Origin of the sequence: Paracoccus aestuarii (assembly GCF_028553885.1) — a bacterium.
Taxonomy (GTDB): Bacteria; Pseudomonadota; Alphaproteobacteria; order Rhodobacterales; family Rhodobacteraceae; genus Paracoccus; species Paracoccus aestuarii.
On the sequence record NZ_CP067170.1, the window covers coordinates 41,563 to 57,881 of the forward strand.

The following is a 16,319-nucleotide window of genomic DNA, read 5'->3' on the forward strand; positions in this document are numbered from 1 at the left end:
TTCTTTGCTTCATGATCCCCGGTCATCGAAACGATTACCTCGGGCGGTAGGACCGACGCGTCTTCGGGGCGGTTTTCGGATGTCATTGCGGTGGCGCTGCTGTCGGCCCGCAGAGGCCGCTAAACCCGCCCGGCACGGTCCTGCGCGTGGCCTTGGCGCAGGGCCTGCGGGGTCTGGCCGTGGCGGCGGCGGAACATGCGGCTCAGATGCGAGCTGTCGCAGAAGCCGCATTCCAGCGCGATCTGCGATATGGGCCGGTCCCCCGTGACGATCAGGTGATGGGCCAGCGACAGCCGCATGTCCAGGAAGGCGGCCTGGGGCGAGGTGCCGAGGGCGGTCTGGAAATGCCGCTCCAGCTGGCGCTTGCTGTGGCCGATGCGGCGGGCGATCTCGGCCACGGTGAAGGGCTGTTCGATGTTCTGCTGCATCAGCAGCAGCGCCCGCAGTACCATCGGGTCGCGGGTCTTGAATTCCATCGTGATGCCGGGCTGGGGCTTTTCGGCCTGCAGCGCCTCGTCGATGATCATGATGTTCAGGCTCTTGCGAGCCTGGGCGCGGCCCACATGCTTGTCGACCAGATAGGCCGCCAGATGGGCCGAGCTGGCGCCCCCCGAACAGGTCAGCCGGTCGCGGTCCACGACGAAGATCTGGTCGGTGACCGGGTTCAGCCCCTCGAACCGTTCCAGGAAATCGGCATGGTGGAACCAGCTGACGCAGCAGCGATACCCCTCCAGCAGCCCCGCCTGATGCAGAAGGAACGCCCCGGTGCAGACGCCGACCAAGGGCACCCCCGCCGCCGCCGCATCCTGCAGGAACCGGCGATGGGCCGCGGGCAGGACGGCGTCATCCTCCATCAGCCCGCCGATGACCACGACATAGTCGAAGCGCCCCGGATCGCCCAAGCGTTCCTGCGGCTGCACGCCGATGCCGCAGCTGGAGGGGACGGGCTCCATGCTGTCGGACAGCACGGCCCAGTTGCACAGGATCGGGCGGCTGCGGTCGCCCTCGTCCGCGGCCAGGCGCAGCACGTCGACGAAATTGGCGAAGGCGCAAAGCGTGAAGCGGCGCGCCAGGACGAAGCCCACCGACAGCCGCGCCCGGCCCGGCCGGGGGCGCAGCGGGCGGGTCGCGGGGCGCGCTTGGGATGGGGCGGGGCGGATGGCGACCTCTCGGGGACTGTCTGCGGTTCCATCCTGTCGTAGGCTTCATGGCGGGGTGACGCAATCGTCCTGTCGCGCGGGCGCGCGGCGCGGCATTGTCGGGGCCTTCGACCGGAGGAATGCGCCATGGCGCATCCCCGCCCCAGATCCTGAGGATGACCCAGATGTCCAGCTTTCCGTCCCGCGCCCGCGTCGTCATCGTCGGCCTTGGAGGCATCGTCGGCGCGTCTGTCGCCCATCACCTGATCGAGAACGGGTGGGACGACATCGTCGGCATCGACAAGTCCGGCATTCCGACCGATATCGGATCGACCGCCCATGCCTCGGATTTCTGCTATGCGACCAGCCATGACCTGCTGTCCTGCTGGACGACCATGTATTCCATGGATTTCTATGAAAGGCTGGGCAATTACCGGCGCATCGGGGGGCTGGAGGTCGCGCGGGTCGGCGATGACGAACGCATGGCCGAACTGCGGCGCCGCGTGGACAGTGGCCGCGCCTTCGGCACCAATGTCAGCATCATCTCGGCCGCCGAGGCCAAGGCGAAATTCCCCCTGCTGGAGGAGGACCAGATCCAGGGCGCGCTGTGGGACCCCGATGCGGGCCTCGTCGTGCCGCGCTCGCAGACGGTGGCGGGCAAGCTGGTCGACATGGGCGAGGCTGCGGGCAAGCTGCGCGCCTTTGCCAACACCCCCGCGCTGGAGCTGCTGCATCAGGACGGGCGCATCACCGGCGTGCGCACGACGCGCGGCACGATCATGGCCGATCATGTGGTGGTCTGCGCGGGTCTCTGGGGCCGGCTGATCGCCGAGATGGCGGGCGAGGACCTGCCCGTGATGCCGGTCGACCACCCGCTGACCTTCTTCGGCCCCTATGACGAATTCGCGGGCACGGGGCTGGAGATCGGGCGGCCGCTGCTGCGCGATCAGGGCAATTCCGCCTATCTGCGCGACACGGGCGATCCCAGCACGACCGAGGGCGGCCAGATCGAATGGGGCTATTACTATGAAAAGGACGTGCGGATGGTCCATCCGCGCGACCTGCTGGAAAAGCATCAGGCCCGGCTGTCGCCCTCGCAGCGCGATCTGGTGTTGGATGACGTGATCGAGCCCTTGGAGCGCGCGATGGAGCTGACGCCCATCCTGGCCGAGCTGGGCTTCAACGAAAGCCATTCCTTCAACGGCCTGTTGCAGACCACCACCGATGGCGGCCCGTCCATGGGCGAAAGCCGCAAGCTGCGCGGGCTGTGGTATGCGGTGGCGATCTGGGTCAAGGACGGCCCCGGCATGGGCAAGCTGATCGCCGACTGGATGACCACCGGGCGCACGCCCATCGACCATAACCGCATCGACTATGCCCGCTTCAGCGATTTCCAGCTGACCGAGGATTTCATCGCCGGCCGCTGCGAGGAGACCGCCGCCAAGATCTATACCCCCCCGGTCCATCCGCGCGAGCCCTTCGGCAATGGCCGCGGCATCCGCCGGTCCCCCTTCCACGAACGCGAACAGGAGCTGGGCGGCTATTTCATGGAGCTGGGGGGCTGGGAACGCGCCCATGGCTATGCCGCCAACGAGCATCTGCTGGAGAAATACGCGGACCAGGTCCCCGAGCGCCTGAACGAATGGGACGGCCGGCATTTCTGGCGCGTCTCGAACGCCGAACAGCTGGAGATGAGCGCCGATTGCGGCCTGATCAACCTGTCGCATTTCCACATGACCGATATCAGCGGGCCGGATCATGTCGCGCTGATGGAATGGCTGTGCGCGGCCAAAATCGGCGGCGACGCCAATATCGGCAAGGGCATCTATACGCACATGCTGGACGCCGAGGGGATGGTGCGCGCCGATTTCACCGTCTTTCGCATGCAGGACCGCTGCCGGCTGGTGAACGGGGCCGACGCGGGGCCGCGCGACCTGATGTATATGCGCCGCATGGCCCAGGACCGGGGTCTGGACGTCACCATCACCGACGTGACCGAGGACTATACCACCATCGGCATCTGGGGCCCCAATGCCCGCGCGCGGCTGAAGACCGTCGTCGCCGATCCCGACGCGCTGGAGGCGGAGGCCTTCCCCTTCGTCGCGATCCGGCAGATCGAGATCGCAGGCCGCCGCGTCATGGCCTTCCGCATTTCCTATGTCGGCGAACAGGGGTGGGAGCTGCACATGCCCTATGGCGACGGGCTGGCGGTCTGGGACGCGCTGCGGGATGCCGGGGTGATGGCCGTGGGCGTCGAGACCTATGCCAATTCGCGGCGGTTGGAGAAATCCCTGCGCCTGCAGAACGCGGACCTTCTGACCCAATACAACCTGCTGGAGGCCGACCTGGCCCGCCCCAAGGTCAAGGAGGCCGATTTCGTCGGCAAGGCGCGCCATCTGGAATACCGCGCGCGCGACCATCAGCCCGCGATGCTCTGCACGCTGGTGATGACCGACAATGTGGACGGTTCGGGGGTCGCGCGCTATCCGGTCGGCACCCTGCCGGTCATGGACCCGGACACGGGCGCCGTGCTGGTCGACAGTCTGGGGCGGCGGTCCTACACAACCTCGATCGCCTATGGGCCGTCGGTGGGCAAGAATATCGCGCTGGCCTATCTGCCATGGGATTACTGCCAGATGGGCCGCAAGCTGCAGGTCAGCTATTTCGACGAACTCTATCCGGTCGAGGTGGCGGGGATCGGCTATGCCCCGCTCTATGATCCGCAGAACCTCAAGCCCCGCAGCTGAGACCGCGTCAGGCCTTGCGCCCGGCCATCTGGCGCAGGGCCTCGCGCATGCCGGGGCAGCGCAGCAGCCGGGCGGCCTTGTCGGGCGACACGACGATCCGGTCGCGCTTGCGCTTTTCGGGCCAGCGCTTCAGCATCTTGTCGACCCGCATCGCATAGAGCGTCAGGCGGATCGTCCGGCCGCCCTCGCGGCATTGCACGACCGTCTTGCGGCGCGGATAGATGCGGCCCAGGAGGCCGCCCTCCTCATAGGCCTCGCGCCGGGCCGAGGCCGCGCCGGACATGCCCGGGATGCGCCGCCCCTTGGGATGGATCCATTCCTTGCGGTTGCCGCGGCTGACCAGGACGATGCGCGGCTTGCCCTTTTCGGTCAGCTGGCACAGCACGCCATAGCGTTTCTCAACCATCCGCGTCGTCATCGGGCTGCGGCGCGCCGGCGATCGCCAAGGCCTTGTTGCGGAACCGCTTGTCGTCGCTGATGTCGCGGCCGAACCAGGCGGGGGGCACGAAACGCGCGGCGGCCTCCTCGGACGGAAATTCGACCTCGACCATCACCAAGGGGGCCAGGTCGCCCGCGAAGACGTCCAGCTCATAGACCAGCCCGTCGTCGAGCGGCCCGGTCCAGCGGGTCTTCTCGATCCGCCGCCCCTCGGTCTGGGGCCAGAGCGCGTCGAACTGCGCCGCGCTCAGCGTGACCTCGCGTTCGCCGCGCACGATGCCCTCGCCCGATTTCAGGCACAGCACATGGCCGTCATCGGTCTGGCGCAGGCGCACCTCGACGGAATCCTCGGGGCGGGTGACATAGCCCTGGCGCAGCGAGGACCTTCGGGCATCGCCCAGATCCGGCATCCGGGCCACCAGGAACTTGCGTTCGATCTCGACGGGGTCGGCCATGGGTCAGTCCTTATGCAAACGGGCGCGGATCTCGTCGAAGATCCCCGCATAGGCCCGGGCCGAGGGGCGGTCGGGGGCGAATTCCCGGACGGGCGCGCGGTTGACGCCCATCCGTTCGACATCGGTGGAAAAGGGCAGCGCCGTGTCCAGCATGCGCTTGGGATGGGCCTCGCGCATGCGCTGCATCGTCTCGACATGCAGCACCTTCTGGCGCTGCACCATCGAGAAGAACCCCGCGATCTTCCTGCGGCCGCCCTTGCCGTCGCCCTGCCCCTCGACGAAATCCAGAAGCTGTTCGAAGGTGCGTTCCGACAGGGTGGTGGGGATGACCGGCACCACGATCAGGTCGGCCGCCTTCAGCACGTTCTCGGACAGCATCGAGATGTTGGGCGGACAGTCCAGCACGATCACGTCGTAATCCCCGCCGACCGCCTTCAGCGCCTTCTTCAGCCGCGACTGGCTGTTCTTCATCTGCGACAGGAAGACGTCGAAGTCGCGAAAGCTCATATTTGCGGGCAGGATGTCCAGATTGTCGTAATCGCTGCCGCGGATGGCCTTGGCGACCTGTTTGGCATCCTCGAAGAAGGCCTCGTTCTGCAGCTTCTGCGACGGCTTCACCCGGAAATAGAAGCCCGACGCCCCCTGCGGGTCCAGGTCGCACAGCAGCACCTTGTCGCCCGCCCGGGCGAAGGCATGGGCCAGGTTGACCGAGGCCGCCGTCTTTCCGACCCCGCCCTTGTTGCTGTAGCACGCGACGATCTTCATCCTTGGGCTTCCTTGCGATGGAACAGGCTGCGGGCGCGCTCGCGGATCCGGGGGCCGTCGAAGCGGGCGAAATTCTCCATGATGCGGGCGCGTTCCTCGCGCTGGCGTTCGTGCAGCACGGCGATCAGCGCGCCGATGCTCTGCGCCAGGACCAGGTCGCGCCGGTCGCCCGAGGGCGCCTGGCGGTCCATGAAGTCGCGCAGGAAATCCTGCTGGACGGAATAGTCGTTGAAGAGCCCCAGATTGTCCTGCAGCCGCTTGAGCGGTTTCAGCACCGGCTTCAGCGCGGAGGCGGGGACCAGGGGGGCGAAGAACTCCATCAGATAGCGCAGCTTCTTGCAGGCGATGCGCAGCGCGTGGACCTGTTCGTCGGGCGTGTCGGCATCGATCGCGCGGGCGATGCGGCAGACCTTGCGATAGCGTTTCCAGATCAGCCCGCGCGCGTAATCGCCCACCGCGTCATCGGCCAGCGGACCCTTGGGCGGGCCTGCGGCCAGGGCCGCCTGCAGATCCGTCATCTGCGTGCGATAGGGCGCCGCGCGCAGGTGGCGGGCCATCCGGCGATGCGCCGCGCGGCGGTCCTTTTCCAAGGCGCAGAACATCAGATCCAGCCCCTCGTGCAGGCTGGCGGGCAGCATGGCGAAGTAATCCTCCCGCGCCAGCAGATAGACGTCCAGGTCGCGCAGCCGCCCCGTGGGCGCCATCAGCCCGGATGCGGCGGCCTTCAGCCCGGCCGTGGCATCATCGGCATAGACGCCCCGGAACAGGCTGAGGACCGATCGGACCTTGCGCAGCGCCACGCGGTAGTCATGCAGGAATTCGGTGTCGTGATCGGCGATGATCCCATCCTCGTTCCGCCGCGCGACATCCAGATAGGTGGCGATGATGTCAGTGGCGACGCGCCAGGCGGGGTCGTCTTCGGCCACGGGGATGTCGGGCTTGGCGACATAGGGTTCGCCCGGGGGCATCAGCATCCGCGACCAAGCCCCGGGCGCGGCATCGGCGGCGCCCTGCAGATGGTCGCGCAGCCTGTCCAGCGCGCCGTCATAGCCGCGCAGGCCCTGCAGCGCCGCGACCGTCAGGGCCGGGCCGCCGTCATCCGGGCGCAGCGTAGTCAGCCGGGCGCGCACGCGGGTCTTGCCCTCGTCATCGGTCACCGCCAGGTCGCGGCGGCCCAGCCTGCCCGATGCCCCCGCCAGCAGGCTGCGCAGCGGCGGCACATGGCCAAGCGCGGCCTTGACCGGCCCGTCGTCCAGATCGGCCACAAATCGTTCCGCCCGGCCCGCATCCTGCGTCAGCATCCCCCGTTCGGGGTCCAGCAGCGTCAGCGCCGCATCGTCCCGGATCAGCAGCTGGCCCGCATCGCGCAGCGTGCCCAGGTGATCGTCCAGCAGCGCAAAGCCGCATTCGGCCTCGGCCGCGCCGATGGCGATGTCCCAATCCCCGAGGCGCGGGCCCAGCCCCGCGTCGCCGAGCGCGCCGGGCAGGACCAGGATGGTCGATGGGGCAGTGGTCATGATTTTCGGGTTCCCGTCTTCTTCAGATAGCCGTCCACCAGGTCCTCGATGATCTTCTGCACGCTGGTATCGTCCTCGATCGCCCGGGTCTTCAGCGCCTTCAGCGTCTTGCGCGGCAGCCGCAGCGACGTGTTCACCTTCTTGGCGTCGTCGCCCTTGGGGCCTGCATCCTTGCTTTTGGGCATCGTCCGCACCTGGTCGTTGTGACGTCATGATGTCGTGACGCACCCCCCCGCGCAAGGGGGATGCGCGGGCCGCGGATCCGAACGGGCCCGACGGGTGTTCAGTCGTTGCCCAAGGACCCTGCGACCGCGCGAAACCGCCATGTCGGGCCCGGGCCCGGCATCCGCCCCCGCGGGCCTGCCGGACTGGATTTCATGGCGGAAACAGCAAGGGACAATTCAGGTGGCCAATGACGACAAGATCGGTCCTCCCCTGACGGAGCTGGACATCAACACCACCACGGGTGGATTCTATAACGGGTTTTCGGTCGCGGTGACGGTGCCGGCCAAGATCATCATCTCGGTCATCGTGGTCTGGGCGATCTTCTGGCCGATCCAGTCGGGGGCCATCCTGAACGGGCTGAACAGCCTGATCCTGCAGAACTTCGCGGCCTGGTACATCTGGGTCGTGGCCTTCTTCATCGTCATCTGCCTGGGACTGGCGCTGTGGCCCGCCGCGGCGCGCCTGAACCTGGGGCTGGAGGGCGAGGGCCCGGAATTCACGCGCTTCTCCTGGTTCTCGATGATGTTCGGGGCGGGGATCGGGGTCGGCATGCTGACCTGGGCCGTGGCCGAGCCGGTGACCCATTTCGAAAGCAACCCCGAAACGATCATGGGCCTGACGACCGCGGGCGGGGCCGACAACGTCGCCATGGCCTTCAAGTGGTCCTTCCTGCATTGGGGCTTCAGCGCTTGGGCCTGCTATGCGATCTGCGGGCTGTCGCTGGCCTATTTCAGCTATCGCCGCGGGCTGCCGCTGACGATCCGCTCGGGGCTGACGCCGCTTTTCGGCCAGCGGCTGGCGGGGCCCTTGGGCCATGTCATCGACATCGTGGCGGTGGTGGCCACCATCCTGGGCGTCGCCCGGACCCTGGGCTTCGGGGTGGACCAGCTGGTCGCGGGGCTGACGCGGATCGGGTTTTCCGGCCTGATCGACGCGGATGGCGGGGCGACCACCATGGGCATCATCGTGGCGCTGGCGGTCATCATGGGCCTGTCCACCCTGTCGGCCCTGTCGGGCGTGGGGCGCGGCATCAAGTGGCTGTCGAACCTAAACATGGGCCTGTCGATCGTTCTGCTGGGATTCCTGATGATCTTCGGTGCGACCTGGTTCGGGCTGAACGCCATGGCCACGGGCCTGTGGCATTACGTCATCAACCTGCCGCAGATGAGCGTCAACGTCTTCCGCTCGGACGGGATCGAGGGGTCCCAGGATTTCCTGCTGGCGCAGTGGCAGGGCTGGTGGCCGGTCTTCTACTGGGCGTGGTGGATCGCCTTCGCGCCCTTTGTGGGGCTGTTCCTGGCGCGGATCTCGCGCGGGCGGACGGTGCGGGAATTCGTGCTGGGCGCGCTGATCGTGCCGGCGCTGATGTGCTTCGTGTGGTTTTCCTGGGCGGGCGGCACCGCCATCGACCTGGAGCTGAACGGCGGCGCGAACGGCGTCATCTTCGACGCGGCCAATGGTGACAAGATCTTTGCCATGACCGAATTCATGCTGGCGCCCGTCGCGACATGGCTGTCCTGGAGCATGGCGGTCCTGATCGTGGTGCTGCTGCTGACCTTCCTGGTCACCTCGGCCGATTCCGCGGTGCTGATCGTAAACACGATCAACGCGGCCGGGGACGAGGGGCCGAAGGCTCAGCCCCATGTGCTGTTCTGGGGCGTGGCCTTGGCGATGGTCGTGGCGGGGCTGCTGATCTCGGGCGGCACGACGGCGATCCAGACGGCAATGGTGATCGGCGCGCTGCCCTTTTCCGCGGTGATGGCGCTGATGGCGGTGGCGCTGGTCAAGGCGATCTTCAACGATACGCGGCGCGAACGGGCGGGTGTGCCCAGCACCCATGACAAGATCGACGGCGCGACCCCGGCCAACCCGCCCTCCGGGCTGGGAACGCCCGCGGAGTGACATGCGAAGGGGGCCCGGCCGCGGCCGGGCCCGCCGCTCTCAGGGCAGGAAGATCGCCTTCACATTGACGAATTCCTTCATGCCGAAGCCGCCATGTTCGCGGCCATAGCCCGAATCCTTGACCCCGCCGAAGGGCATGTTCGGATCCGCCGCCCCGAAGGAGTTGATCCGCACCATCCCCGTGTCGAAATGGTCGCGCGCCAAGCGCAGGGCGCGATCCTCGTCCTTGCAGAAGATGCCACCGCCCAGGCCATAGCGGCTGTCATTGGCGATGCGCATCGCGTCCTCGTCATCCTTGGCGCGGATGATCGCGGCGACGGGGCCGAAGATCTCGTCATCATAGGCGGGCATGCCGGGCACCACATCGGCCAGCACCGTCGCGGGGTAATAGGCCCCCCGGCGGTCGGGCAACGTGCCGCCGCAGAGGATCCGCGCGCCCTTGGCGAGGCTGTCCTCGACCTGCTTGGCCACGGTGTCGCGCTGGTCGTCGCTGGACAGCGGGCCCAGCTGGGTGTCGTCATCGGTCGGATCGCCCATCACGATGGCCTGCATCTGATCGACATAGGCCGCGACGAAGGCGTCATAGACGGCATCCGTCACCACAAAGCGCTTGGCCGAGACGCAGGTCTGCCCATTGTTGTAGAGCCGCCCCATGACCGAGAACTTCACCGCCGTCTCGACATCGGCATCCGACAGGACCAGATAGGCGTCGTTCGAGCCCAGCTCCAGCACGGTCTTCTTCAGCGCCTTGCCTGCGACGGCGGCCACATGGCGGCCCGCATCGTCGCTGCCCGTCAGGGTGACGCCGCGCACCAGGGGATGGGCGATCAGGCGGTCGCTGACATCGTGGTCGATCACGATGACCTGGAACAGGTCCTCGGGCAGGCCCGCCTCGATGCACAGCTCGCGCAGGCGCAGCCCGCTGCCGGTGCAGATCGCGGCATGTTTCAGCACGCAGGCATTGCCCGCCATCAGGTTCGCCGCCAGCACCCGCACCGGCTGATAGAGCGGGAAGTTCCAGGGCTGGATCGAATAGATCACGCCGATCGGGCAATGGCTGACCACCCCGCGCGATCCTTTGCCATGGCTGCGTTCCTCATCGGCCAAGACCTCGGGGCCGGTCTTGGCGGTGTAATCCAGGATGGCGGCGCAGATCTCGACCTCGGTCAGGCCGTCCTTCAACAGCTTGCCCGTCTCGCGCGTCATCAGCGCGGCCAGGTCCTCGGCATCGCGGCGCAGGATTTCGGCCAGGCGGGTCAGAATGGGGGCGCGGTCGGCATGGGACAGCAGGCGCCAGTCCTGAAAGGCCGCATGGGCGGCCTCGACCTTGGCGATGGCCTCGGCCTCGGTCATCAGGGGATAGGTCGCGATGGTCTGGCCTGTCGCGGGATTGGTGGTGGTGATCGTGGACATGCGGGCTCCGGTTTCGGTGTCTGGCAAGGCCAACCGGGCGGGTTCGCCCAAGGTTCCTGCCCGGGCGATGACAGTCGTTTGATCCATGCCAAGGCGGCGCGCCCCGGACGGTGCCAGCATCGCGCCCTGACCACAGCCGAAGGACGCGCCCATGGACCCGACATCCGCCCTGATTTTTCCCGAGATCGCCCTGCTGATCCTGCTGGCGGCGGGGGTGGGATTTCTGGGCCTAATGCTGCGCCAGCCCTTGGTCGTGGCCTTCATCGCGGTGGGGGTGCTGGCGGGGCCGGATGCCTTGGGGCTGGTCTCCTCGACCGATTTCATCGACACGCTCAGCAAGATCTCGATCGCGGTGCTGCTGTTTCTGGTGGGGCTGAAGCTGGATGTCGGGCTGGTGCGCAGCCTGGGCCGCGTCGCGGTGGCGACCGGGCTGGGGCAGGTGGGGTTCACCGCGCTGTTCGGTTTCCTGATCTGCCTGGGGCTGGGGCTGGACCCGGTCACCGCGCTCTATGTCGCGGTGGCGCTGACCTTCTCCTCGACCATCATCATCGTCAAGCTGCTGTCCGACAAGCAGGAGATCGGCGCCCTGCACGGCCGCATCGCCCTGGGCTTCCTGATCGTGCAGGACATCTTCGTGGTGCTGGCCATGGTCACCCTGTCGGCCATCGGCGTGGGACTGGGCGATGATGCGGGGGCCTGGGGGATGTGGCGCGCGTGCTGGCGGGGGTGCGGCGATGGTGGGCGCGGTGATCCTGTTCATCCGCCACCTGGCCGATCCGTTGCTGGGCCGCATCGCCCGGTCGCCCGAGCTGATGGTCATCTTCGCGGTGGGCTGGGCCGCCAGCCTGGCCGCGCTCGGCGATGTTTTGGGCTTCGGCAAGGAGCTGGGCGGCCTGCTGGCAGGGGTGTCGCTGGCCTCGACCGAATATCGCGAGGCGATATCGTCGCGGTTGGCGGCGCTTCGCGATTTCCTGCTGCTGTTCTTCTTCATCAATTTGGGCGCGGCGCTGCCGCTGTCGACCTTGGGCGACCAGATCGGGCCGGCGCTGGTGCTGTCGCTTTTCGTGCTGATCGGCAATCCGCTGATCGTGCTGGCGATCATGGGGGCCATGGGCTATCGCCGCCGCACCGGGTTTCTGGCCGGGCTGACGGTGGCGCAGATTTCCGAATTTTCGCTGATCTTCATGGCGATGGGGGTGACGATTGGTCATGTCGGCCCGGATGCGATGGGCCTTGTGACCTTGGTCGGCTTGGTGACCATCGCACTGTCGGTCTACATGATCACCTGGTCGCACAGCCTGCTTGCGATTTGCGGGCCCTATCTGGGCATCTTCGAACGCCGCCACCCGCATCGCGAGGTCGACGACACGGCCAGCGCCCCCGATGCGGCGGCGGTGGATTTCGTGATCTTCGGCCTGGGGCGCTATGGCTGCCGGATCGGGACGCGGCTGCGCGACCGGGGCTTTCGCGTCCTGGGCGTGGATTTCGACCCCGAGGCCTTGGCCAATTGGCGCCGCATGGGGATGGAGGCGATCTATGGTGACGCGACCGATCCCGATTTCGTGGCGCATCTGGACTTGGGCGGCGTGCGGGCGGTCGTCTCGGCCGTCCCGCGCGAACGCGGCGCGCTGACCGAGGCGGACCCGCAGCTGGCCCTGCTGCACGGGCTGTCGGCGGCGGGGTATCAGGGCAAGGTCTTCCTGTCGGTGCAACAGATGGCCGATGCGGCGGATCTGATGACCCGCGGGGCCAGCGTGGTGCTGATGCCGTTCGACGACGCGGCCGATCACGCGGTCAGCCAGCTGGTCCCGGACGGGCAGGCCTGAGCCCGATCAGGCGCCGGGCCGCCACAGCCGCGCATGGCCCGCATCGGGGTCGATGACGGTGAATTCGGCCGCCATGCCCGGGGTCAGCCGACCCAGATCGGGGCGGCCGATGACGGCGGCGGGCTCGGACGTGGCCATGGCCAGCGCGCGGGCCGTCCCGCCGCCGGGCAGCGCCGCGATCAGCCCCACGGCGCGGGCCAAGGTCAGGTCGGCGCCCGCCAGCGTGCCGTCGGTTAAGGTCAACCGCCCCGCGCGGCGCAGGATGCGGCGGCCGCCCAGCTCCATCTCGGTCAGGTCGCTGCCGGCAAAGGCCATGCAGTCGCTGACCAGGAACAGCCCACGCGGCCGCGCCCGCAGCGCGACGGTCAGCGCCGCCGGATCGACATGGATGCCGTCCGCGATCAGCCCCGCCGCCGCTTCGCCCGCCAATGTCGCGCCCACGAGGCCCGGTTCGCGATGGCCCATCGGGCTCATCGCGTTGAACAGATGCGTGACGCAGCCCGCCCCCGCATCGAAACCCGCCCGTGCCTCGGACAGGGTGCAGCCGCTATGGCCCAGGCTGACCACCGCCCCCGCCGCGCGCAGGGCGGCGATGCGGTCGGGGGTCGCGGCCTCGGGGGCCACGGTCACCATCAGGCAGGGCAGGGCGCGCGCCGCCGCGCAGAGCATCGCCAGATCCTCGTTCCCCATGGGCCGGATCAGCGCCGGATCATGGGCGCCGTGGCGGCGCGGGTCCAGATGCGGCCCCTCCAGATGCAGGCCCAACAGGCCGGGCAGACCGCCCTGGACCGCGCGCAGGACGGTTTCGATGACATGGCGCGTCACCTCCGGGCGATCGGTGATCAGCGTCGGCAGGATGCCCGCCACCCCTTGCGCGCGATGCGCGGCGCAGATCGCGGCCAGGCCCGCATCGTCCATGTCCGCCCCGACCATCACCCCCGCCCCGCCATTCACCTGCAGATCCAGCAGGCCGGGCGCGATGATCGCGTCCAGATGCGCGGTGGGCGGCCCGGCCTGCGGGGCGGGGGTCAGGGCGGCCAGGCACCCGTCCTCGACGATCAGCGCCATGCCGGTCAGCAGATCGCGGCCGTCGAAGATCGCGCGGGCGGTCAGGATGTGTCGGGTGGGGGCCATCAGACGGTCTCCGTGACCTTGCGCAGATGCGGCGGCGTGTCGGGGTCGAAGCCGCGCCGCCGGGCCAGCGCCTCGACGAAGCCGTAATAGGTGGCGATCAGGACCAAGGGCGCGACCAGCGGGTGCAGCCCCTCGACCACCGGCAGGCGGGTCGCGCCCTGCGCCGCGCCGCCGGTGACGAAGACATCCGCCCCCTGCGCCGCCATGCGTTCGGCGGTGGCCAGCAGCTGCGGCAGCGCCGCGTCGCCGACCCCGAGCGCCAGGACCGGGAACTGGGCCTGCACGATGGCAGCGGGGCCGTGAAGCACCTCGGCGGCGCTGTAGGCCTCGGCATGGATGCCACAGGTCTCCTTCATCTTCAGCGACGCCTCGCAGGCGATGGCGAAGCCCGGGCCCCGCCCGAGGACGAAGGCCTGCGAGGCCCGCGCCAGCCGGTCCGACAGCGGCGACCAGTCCAAGGCCACCGCCCGGCCAAACGCGTCCGGCAGCCCGGCCGCCGCGCGCCGCAGCGCCGCGTCGTCCCGCCATTCCGCGATCAGGGCCAGCCCGGCCAGGACCGAATTGACGAAGGTCTTGGTCGCCGCCACGCTGCGTTCCTCGCCCGCGGACAAGGGCAGGCAATGGTCGGTCGCGGCGGCCATCGGGCTGTCGGCATGGTTCGTCACGGCAAAGGTCAGCGCGCCGCCGTCGCGCGCGGCGCGCATCGCCTCGACGATATCGGGGCTTTGGCCCGATTGCGATATCCCGACCGCCGCCGCCCCCGCCAGCCGCAGCGGGCGGCCATAGATCGACGCGACCGAGGGCCCGACCGAGGCCACCGGCACCCCCGCCACCAGCTCGGCCGCGTATTTCAGATAGGTCGCGGCATGGTCCGAGGATCCGCGCGCCACGGTGGCGATCAGATGCGGGTCGCGGTCGCGCAGCGCGGCACCCGCCCGGGCCAGGGGCGCGCGGGCCGCATCCAGGAACCGGGCCGCGGCCTCGGGGATCTCGGCCACTTCGCGCGCCATGTGGCTGGGGGTCATGGGGTGGTCCTTTCCGCCTCGGGGGCCAGTTTCAGTTCGACGGCGAAGTCATAGGCATCGCCACGATAGAGCGAGCGGGTGAATTCGGCCACCTGCCCCGATGCCAGATAGGACACCCGTTCGATCCGCAGCCCCGCGGCGCCGGTGGGCACCTCCAGAAGGGCCGCGTCGGGGGCGGCCAGATTGGCGGCCGAGATGCGCTGAACCGCGCGGACCGGGCGACAGCCCCGCGCCTCCAGCACGGCATAGAGCGAATGGCGGATCGCGTCAGGGTCGGGCAGCAGCCGCGCGGGCAGGGATGCGCGCTCGATCGCCAAGGGCACCCCGTCCGAGATGCGCACCCGCGCCAGCCGGGCGACGCGGTCGCGCGCGCCCAGGCCCAGGGCCATCACCTCCTCCGGGGCGGGGGCGGCCAGGGTGCGGTCCAGCCAGCGACTCTCGACCCGGCGGCCGCGGCGGGCCATGTCCTCGGTGAAGGATGTCAGCAGCGACAGCGCCTGTTCCAGCCGTTCGACCCGCGGGGCGACGATGGTGCCCGATCCGCGCCGCTGGACCAGCTGGCCCGATGCGACCAGCGCCTCGACCCCCTTGCGGATGGTGACGCGCGACAGGCCGGTCATCGCCGCCATGTCGCGTTCCGAGGGCAGGCTGTCGCCCGGCCGCAGCCGGCCCGCCGCGATCGCATCCGCGATGCGCCGATGCAGTTGCAGATAGAGCGGCCCCGCCGCCGCGTCCGAAAACGCATCCGGGGTGAACAGATCGCCCATCACCCCTCCCCTGCCGCCAAGGCCACCGCCATGGCCACTGCGCCCTCCAGCCCCGATCCGCGCGGCGGGTGCAGGGGCCACCGCCCCTCCAGCCGCCTTGCATAGGCGGGGCCCAGCCCGCCGGTCAGCACCACGGGCAGGCGCGCGCCCTGCTGCAGGATGGCGATGTCGGCATCCAGCCCCGCCACCGCCGCATCGAAGATCGCCCGCGCCGCCGGATCGTCGCCGTCCACGACGCGCGGGGCCAGGCGCGCGAAATCACCCGGGCGGGCGGTGTTGCCGAAGCCGATGATCCCCTCATGCCCGCCATGTTCATGAAGGATCGCGGCCAGCAGGGGGGTCATGGGCCGGAACCCGTCCGCAGCCCGCATCGCCGCCGCCAGCAGGGCGCGGCCCAGCACCGCGCCGCTGCCCTCGTCCCCCATCAGGAAGCCGCGCCCGCCCAGCTGGCGCAGCGCGCCCCCGCGCTGGACCGCATAGACCGACCCGGTGCCGATCGCCGCCATGATCCCGTCCCCATCCCCGAGCGCGCCGCGCGCCGCGGTGATCCCGTCATTGACCACCCGGATCCGGGAAAAGGGCAGCAGCGCCGTCAGCCGCGCCACCGCGGGCCGGATCGTGCCGCCCGCCAGCCCCAGCACGGCGGTCAGCGCCGCCGGATCCGGCGCATCCGCGACCCGGGCGAGGGCAGCGCGGGTCGCGGCCATGATGTTGGCGGCGGCGCCGTCGACATCGGTGTTGATATTGGCGGGCCCGGCCTCGGCCAGGCCCAGGATGCGGCCCGCGGCATCGGCCAACGCCGCGCGGCATCCGGTTCCCCCGCCATCGATTCCCAAGACCAGCGCCATGCGTCCTCCCTTTGCCCATGAAAATACCAAAGCAATACCATTTTGCAAGATGCCCGCGCATATCGCGCCTGATCGCCGCTAACGCACAAATCTGTTTACAAGTGGTATTGGTTTGGCA

The 16,319-nt window shown here is 69.0% G+C and carries 14 protein-coding genes and 1 pseudogene; 4 read left to right on the forward strand and 11 right to left on the reverse strand.

The features are described 5' to 3' along the window. Positions 1–119: 119 nt before the first annotated feature. Positions 120–1,160 carry a GlxA family transcriptional regulator gene (locus JHW48_RS15815; RefSeq protein WP_419182427.1) on the reverse strand — a complete coding sequence of 347 codons (1,041 nt, stop codon included), beginning with the start codon at positions 1,158–1,160 and terminating at the stop codon, positions 120–122. A gap of 164 nt (positions 1,161–1,324) precedes the next feature. Between JHW48_RS15815 and JHW48_RS15820 the strand changes: the two genes are divergently transcribed. Beyond that, positions 1,325–3,886 (forward strand): GcvT family protein, encoded by a 2,562-nt coding sequence (locus JHW48_RS15820; RefSeq protein ID WP_119887053.1) that lies wholly within the window; start codon positions 1,325–1,327, stop codon positions 3,884–3,886. A gap of 7 nt (positions 3,887–3,893) precedes the next feature. Here JHW48_RS15820 and JHW48_RS15825 read toward each other — a convergent pair whose 3' ends face one another. From JHW48_RS15825 to JHW48_RS15845, 5 genes are read right to left on the reverse strand one after another with little or no spacing between them, the layout of a single operon-like run. Beyond that, positions 3,894–4,292, reverse strand: a complete 399-nt coding sequence (locus JHW48_RS15825; protein WP_170152333.1) for an NUDIX hydrolase — start codon at positions 4,290–4,292, stop codon at positions 3,894–3,896. After that, a complete protein-coding gene (locus JHW48_RS15830; protein ID WP_119887042.1) occupies positions 4,285–4,779 on the reverse strand; it encodes a CYTH domain-containing protein in 495 nt (164 codons plus the stop codon). The genes JHW48_RS15825 and JHW48_RS15830 overlap by 8 nt, the downstream gene beginning before the upstream one ends. A gap of 3 nt (positions 4,780–4,782) precedes the next feature. Then, positions 4,783–5,544 carry a ParA family protein gene (locus JHW48_RS15835; RefSeq protein ID WP_119887043.1) on the reverse strand — a complete coding sequence of 254 codons (762 nt, stop codon included), beginning with the start codon at positions 5,542–5,544 and terminating at the stop codon, positions 4,783–4,785. Next, complete coding sequence (locus tag JHW48_RS15840) at positions 5,541–7,061, reverse strand: CHAD domain-containing protein (protein WP_119887044.1); 1,521 nt, start codon at positions 7,059–7,061, stop codon at positions 5,541–5,543. The genes JHW48_RS15835 and JHW48_RS15840 overlap by 4 nt, the downstream gene beginning before the upstream one ends. Further along, positions 7,058–7,246 (reverse strand): hypothetical protein, encoded by a 189-nt coding sequence (locus JHW48_RS15845; protein ID WP_119887045.1) that lies wholly within the window; start codon positions 7,244–7,246, stop codon positions 7,058–7,060. The genes JHW48_RS15840 and JHW48_RS15845 overlap by 4 nt, the downstream gene beginning before the upstream one ends. 220 nt (positions 7,247–7,466) lie before the next feature. Here JHW48_RS15845 and JHW48_RS15850 point away from each other — a divergent pair, with 220 nt between their 5' ends. Beyond that, positions 7,467–9,188 (forward strand): BCCT family transporter, encoded by a 1,722-nt coding sequence (locus JHW48_RS15850; RefSeq protein WP_240637913.1) that lies wholly within the window; start codon positions 7,467–7,469, stop codon positions 9,186–9,188. A gap of 39 nt (positions 9,189–9,227) precedes the next feature. Here JHW48_RS15850 and JHW48_RS15855 read toward each other — a convergent pair whose 3' ends face one another. After that, entirely contained in the window at positions 9,228–10,601 is a 1,374-nt protein-coding gene (locus JHW48_RS15855) for an NAD-dependent succinate-semialdehyde dehydrogenase (RefSeq protein WP_119887047.1), read from the reverse strand. A gap of 232 nt (positions 10,602–10,833) precedes the next feature. On the opposite strand from JHW48_RS15855, the pseudogene JHW48_RS15860 reads away from it, so the two are divergent. Both JHW48_RS15860 and JHW48_RS15865 read left to right on the forward strand, forming a co-directional pair. Continuing rightward, a pseudogene (locus tag JHW48_RS15860) lies at positions 10,834–11,238 on the forward strand (cation:proton antiporter domain-containing protein); the annotation flags it as partial. A 109-nt stretch (positions 11,239–11,347) separates the two neighbouring features. Further along, positions 11,348–12,427, forward strand: a complete 1,080-nt coding sequence (locus JHW48_RS15865; RefSeq protein WP_272835883.1) for a cation:proton antiporter domain-containing protein — start codon at positions 11,348–11,350, stop codon at positions 12,425–12,427. A 6-nt stretch (positions 12,428–12,433) separates the two neighbouring features. Here the strand turns inward: JHW48_RS15865 and JHW48_RS15870 are convergent, their stop codons facing one another. The 4 genes from JHW48_RS15870 to JHW48_RS15885 are packed head-to-tail and all read right to left on the reverse strand — an operon-like array spanning position 12,434 to position 16,201. Next, a complete protein-coding gene (locus tag JHW48_RS15870; protein WP_119887049.1) occupies positions 12,434–13,561 on the reverse strand; it encodes an N-acetylglucosamine-6-phosphate deacetylase in 1,128 nt (375 codons plus the stop codon). Next, positions 13,561–14,586, reverse strand: coding sequence for an SIS domain-containing protein (locus tag JHW48_RS15875; RefSeq protein WP_119887050.1), 1,026 nt, complete (start codon positions 14,584–14,586; stop codon positions 13,561–13,563). The genes JHW48_RS15870 and JHW48_RS15875 overlap by 1 nt, the downstream gene beginning before the upstream one ends. Further along, entirely contained in the window at positions 14,583–15,353 is a 771-nt protein-coding gene (locus tag JHW48_RS15880; RefSeq protein ID WP_119887051.1) for a GntR family transcriptional regulator, read from the reverse strand. The genes JHW48_RS15875 and JHW48_RS15880 overlap by 4 nt, the downstream gene beginning before the upstream one ends. Continuing rightward, positions 15,353–16,201 carry a glucosamine kinase nucleotide-binding domain-containing protein gene (locus tag JHW48_RS15885; RefSeq protein WP_119887052.1) on the reverse strand — a complete coding sequence of 283 codons (849 nt, stop codon included), beginning with the start codon at positions 16,199–16,201 and terminating at the stop codon, positions 15,353–15,355. The genes JHW48_RS15880 and JHW48_RS15885 overlap by 1 nt, the downstream gene beginning before the upstream one ends. Positions 16,202–16,319 lie beyond the last annotated feature (118 nt).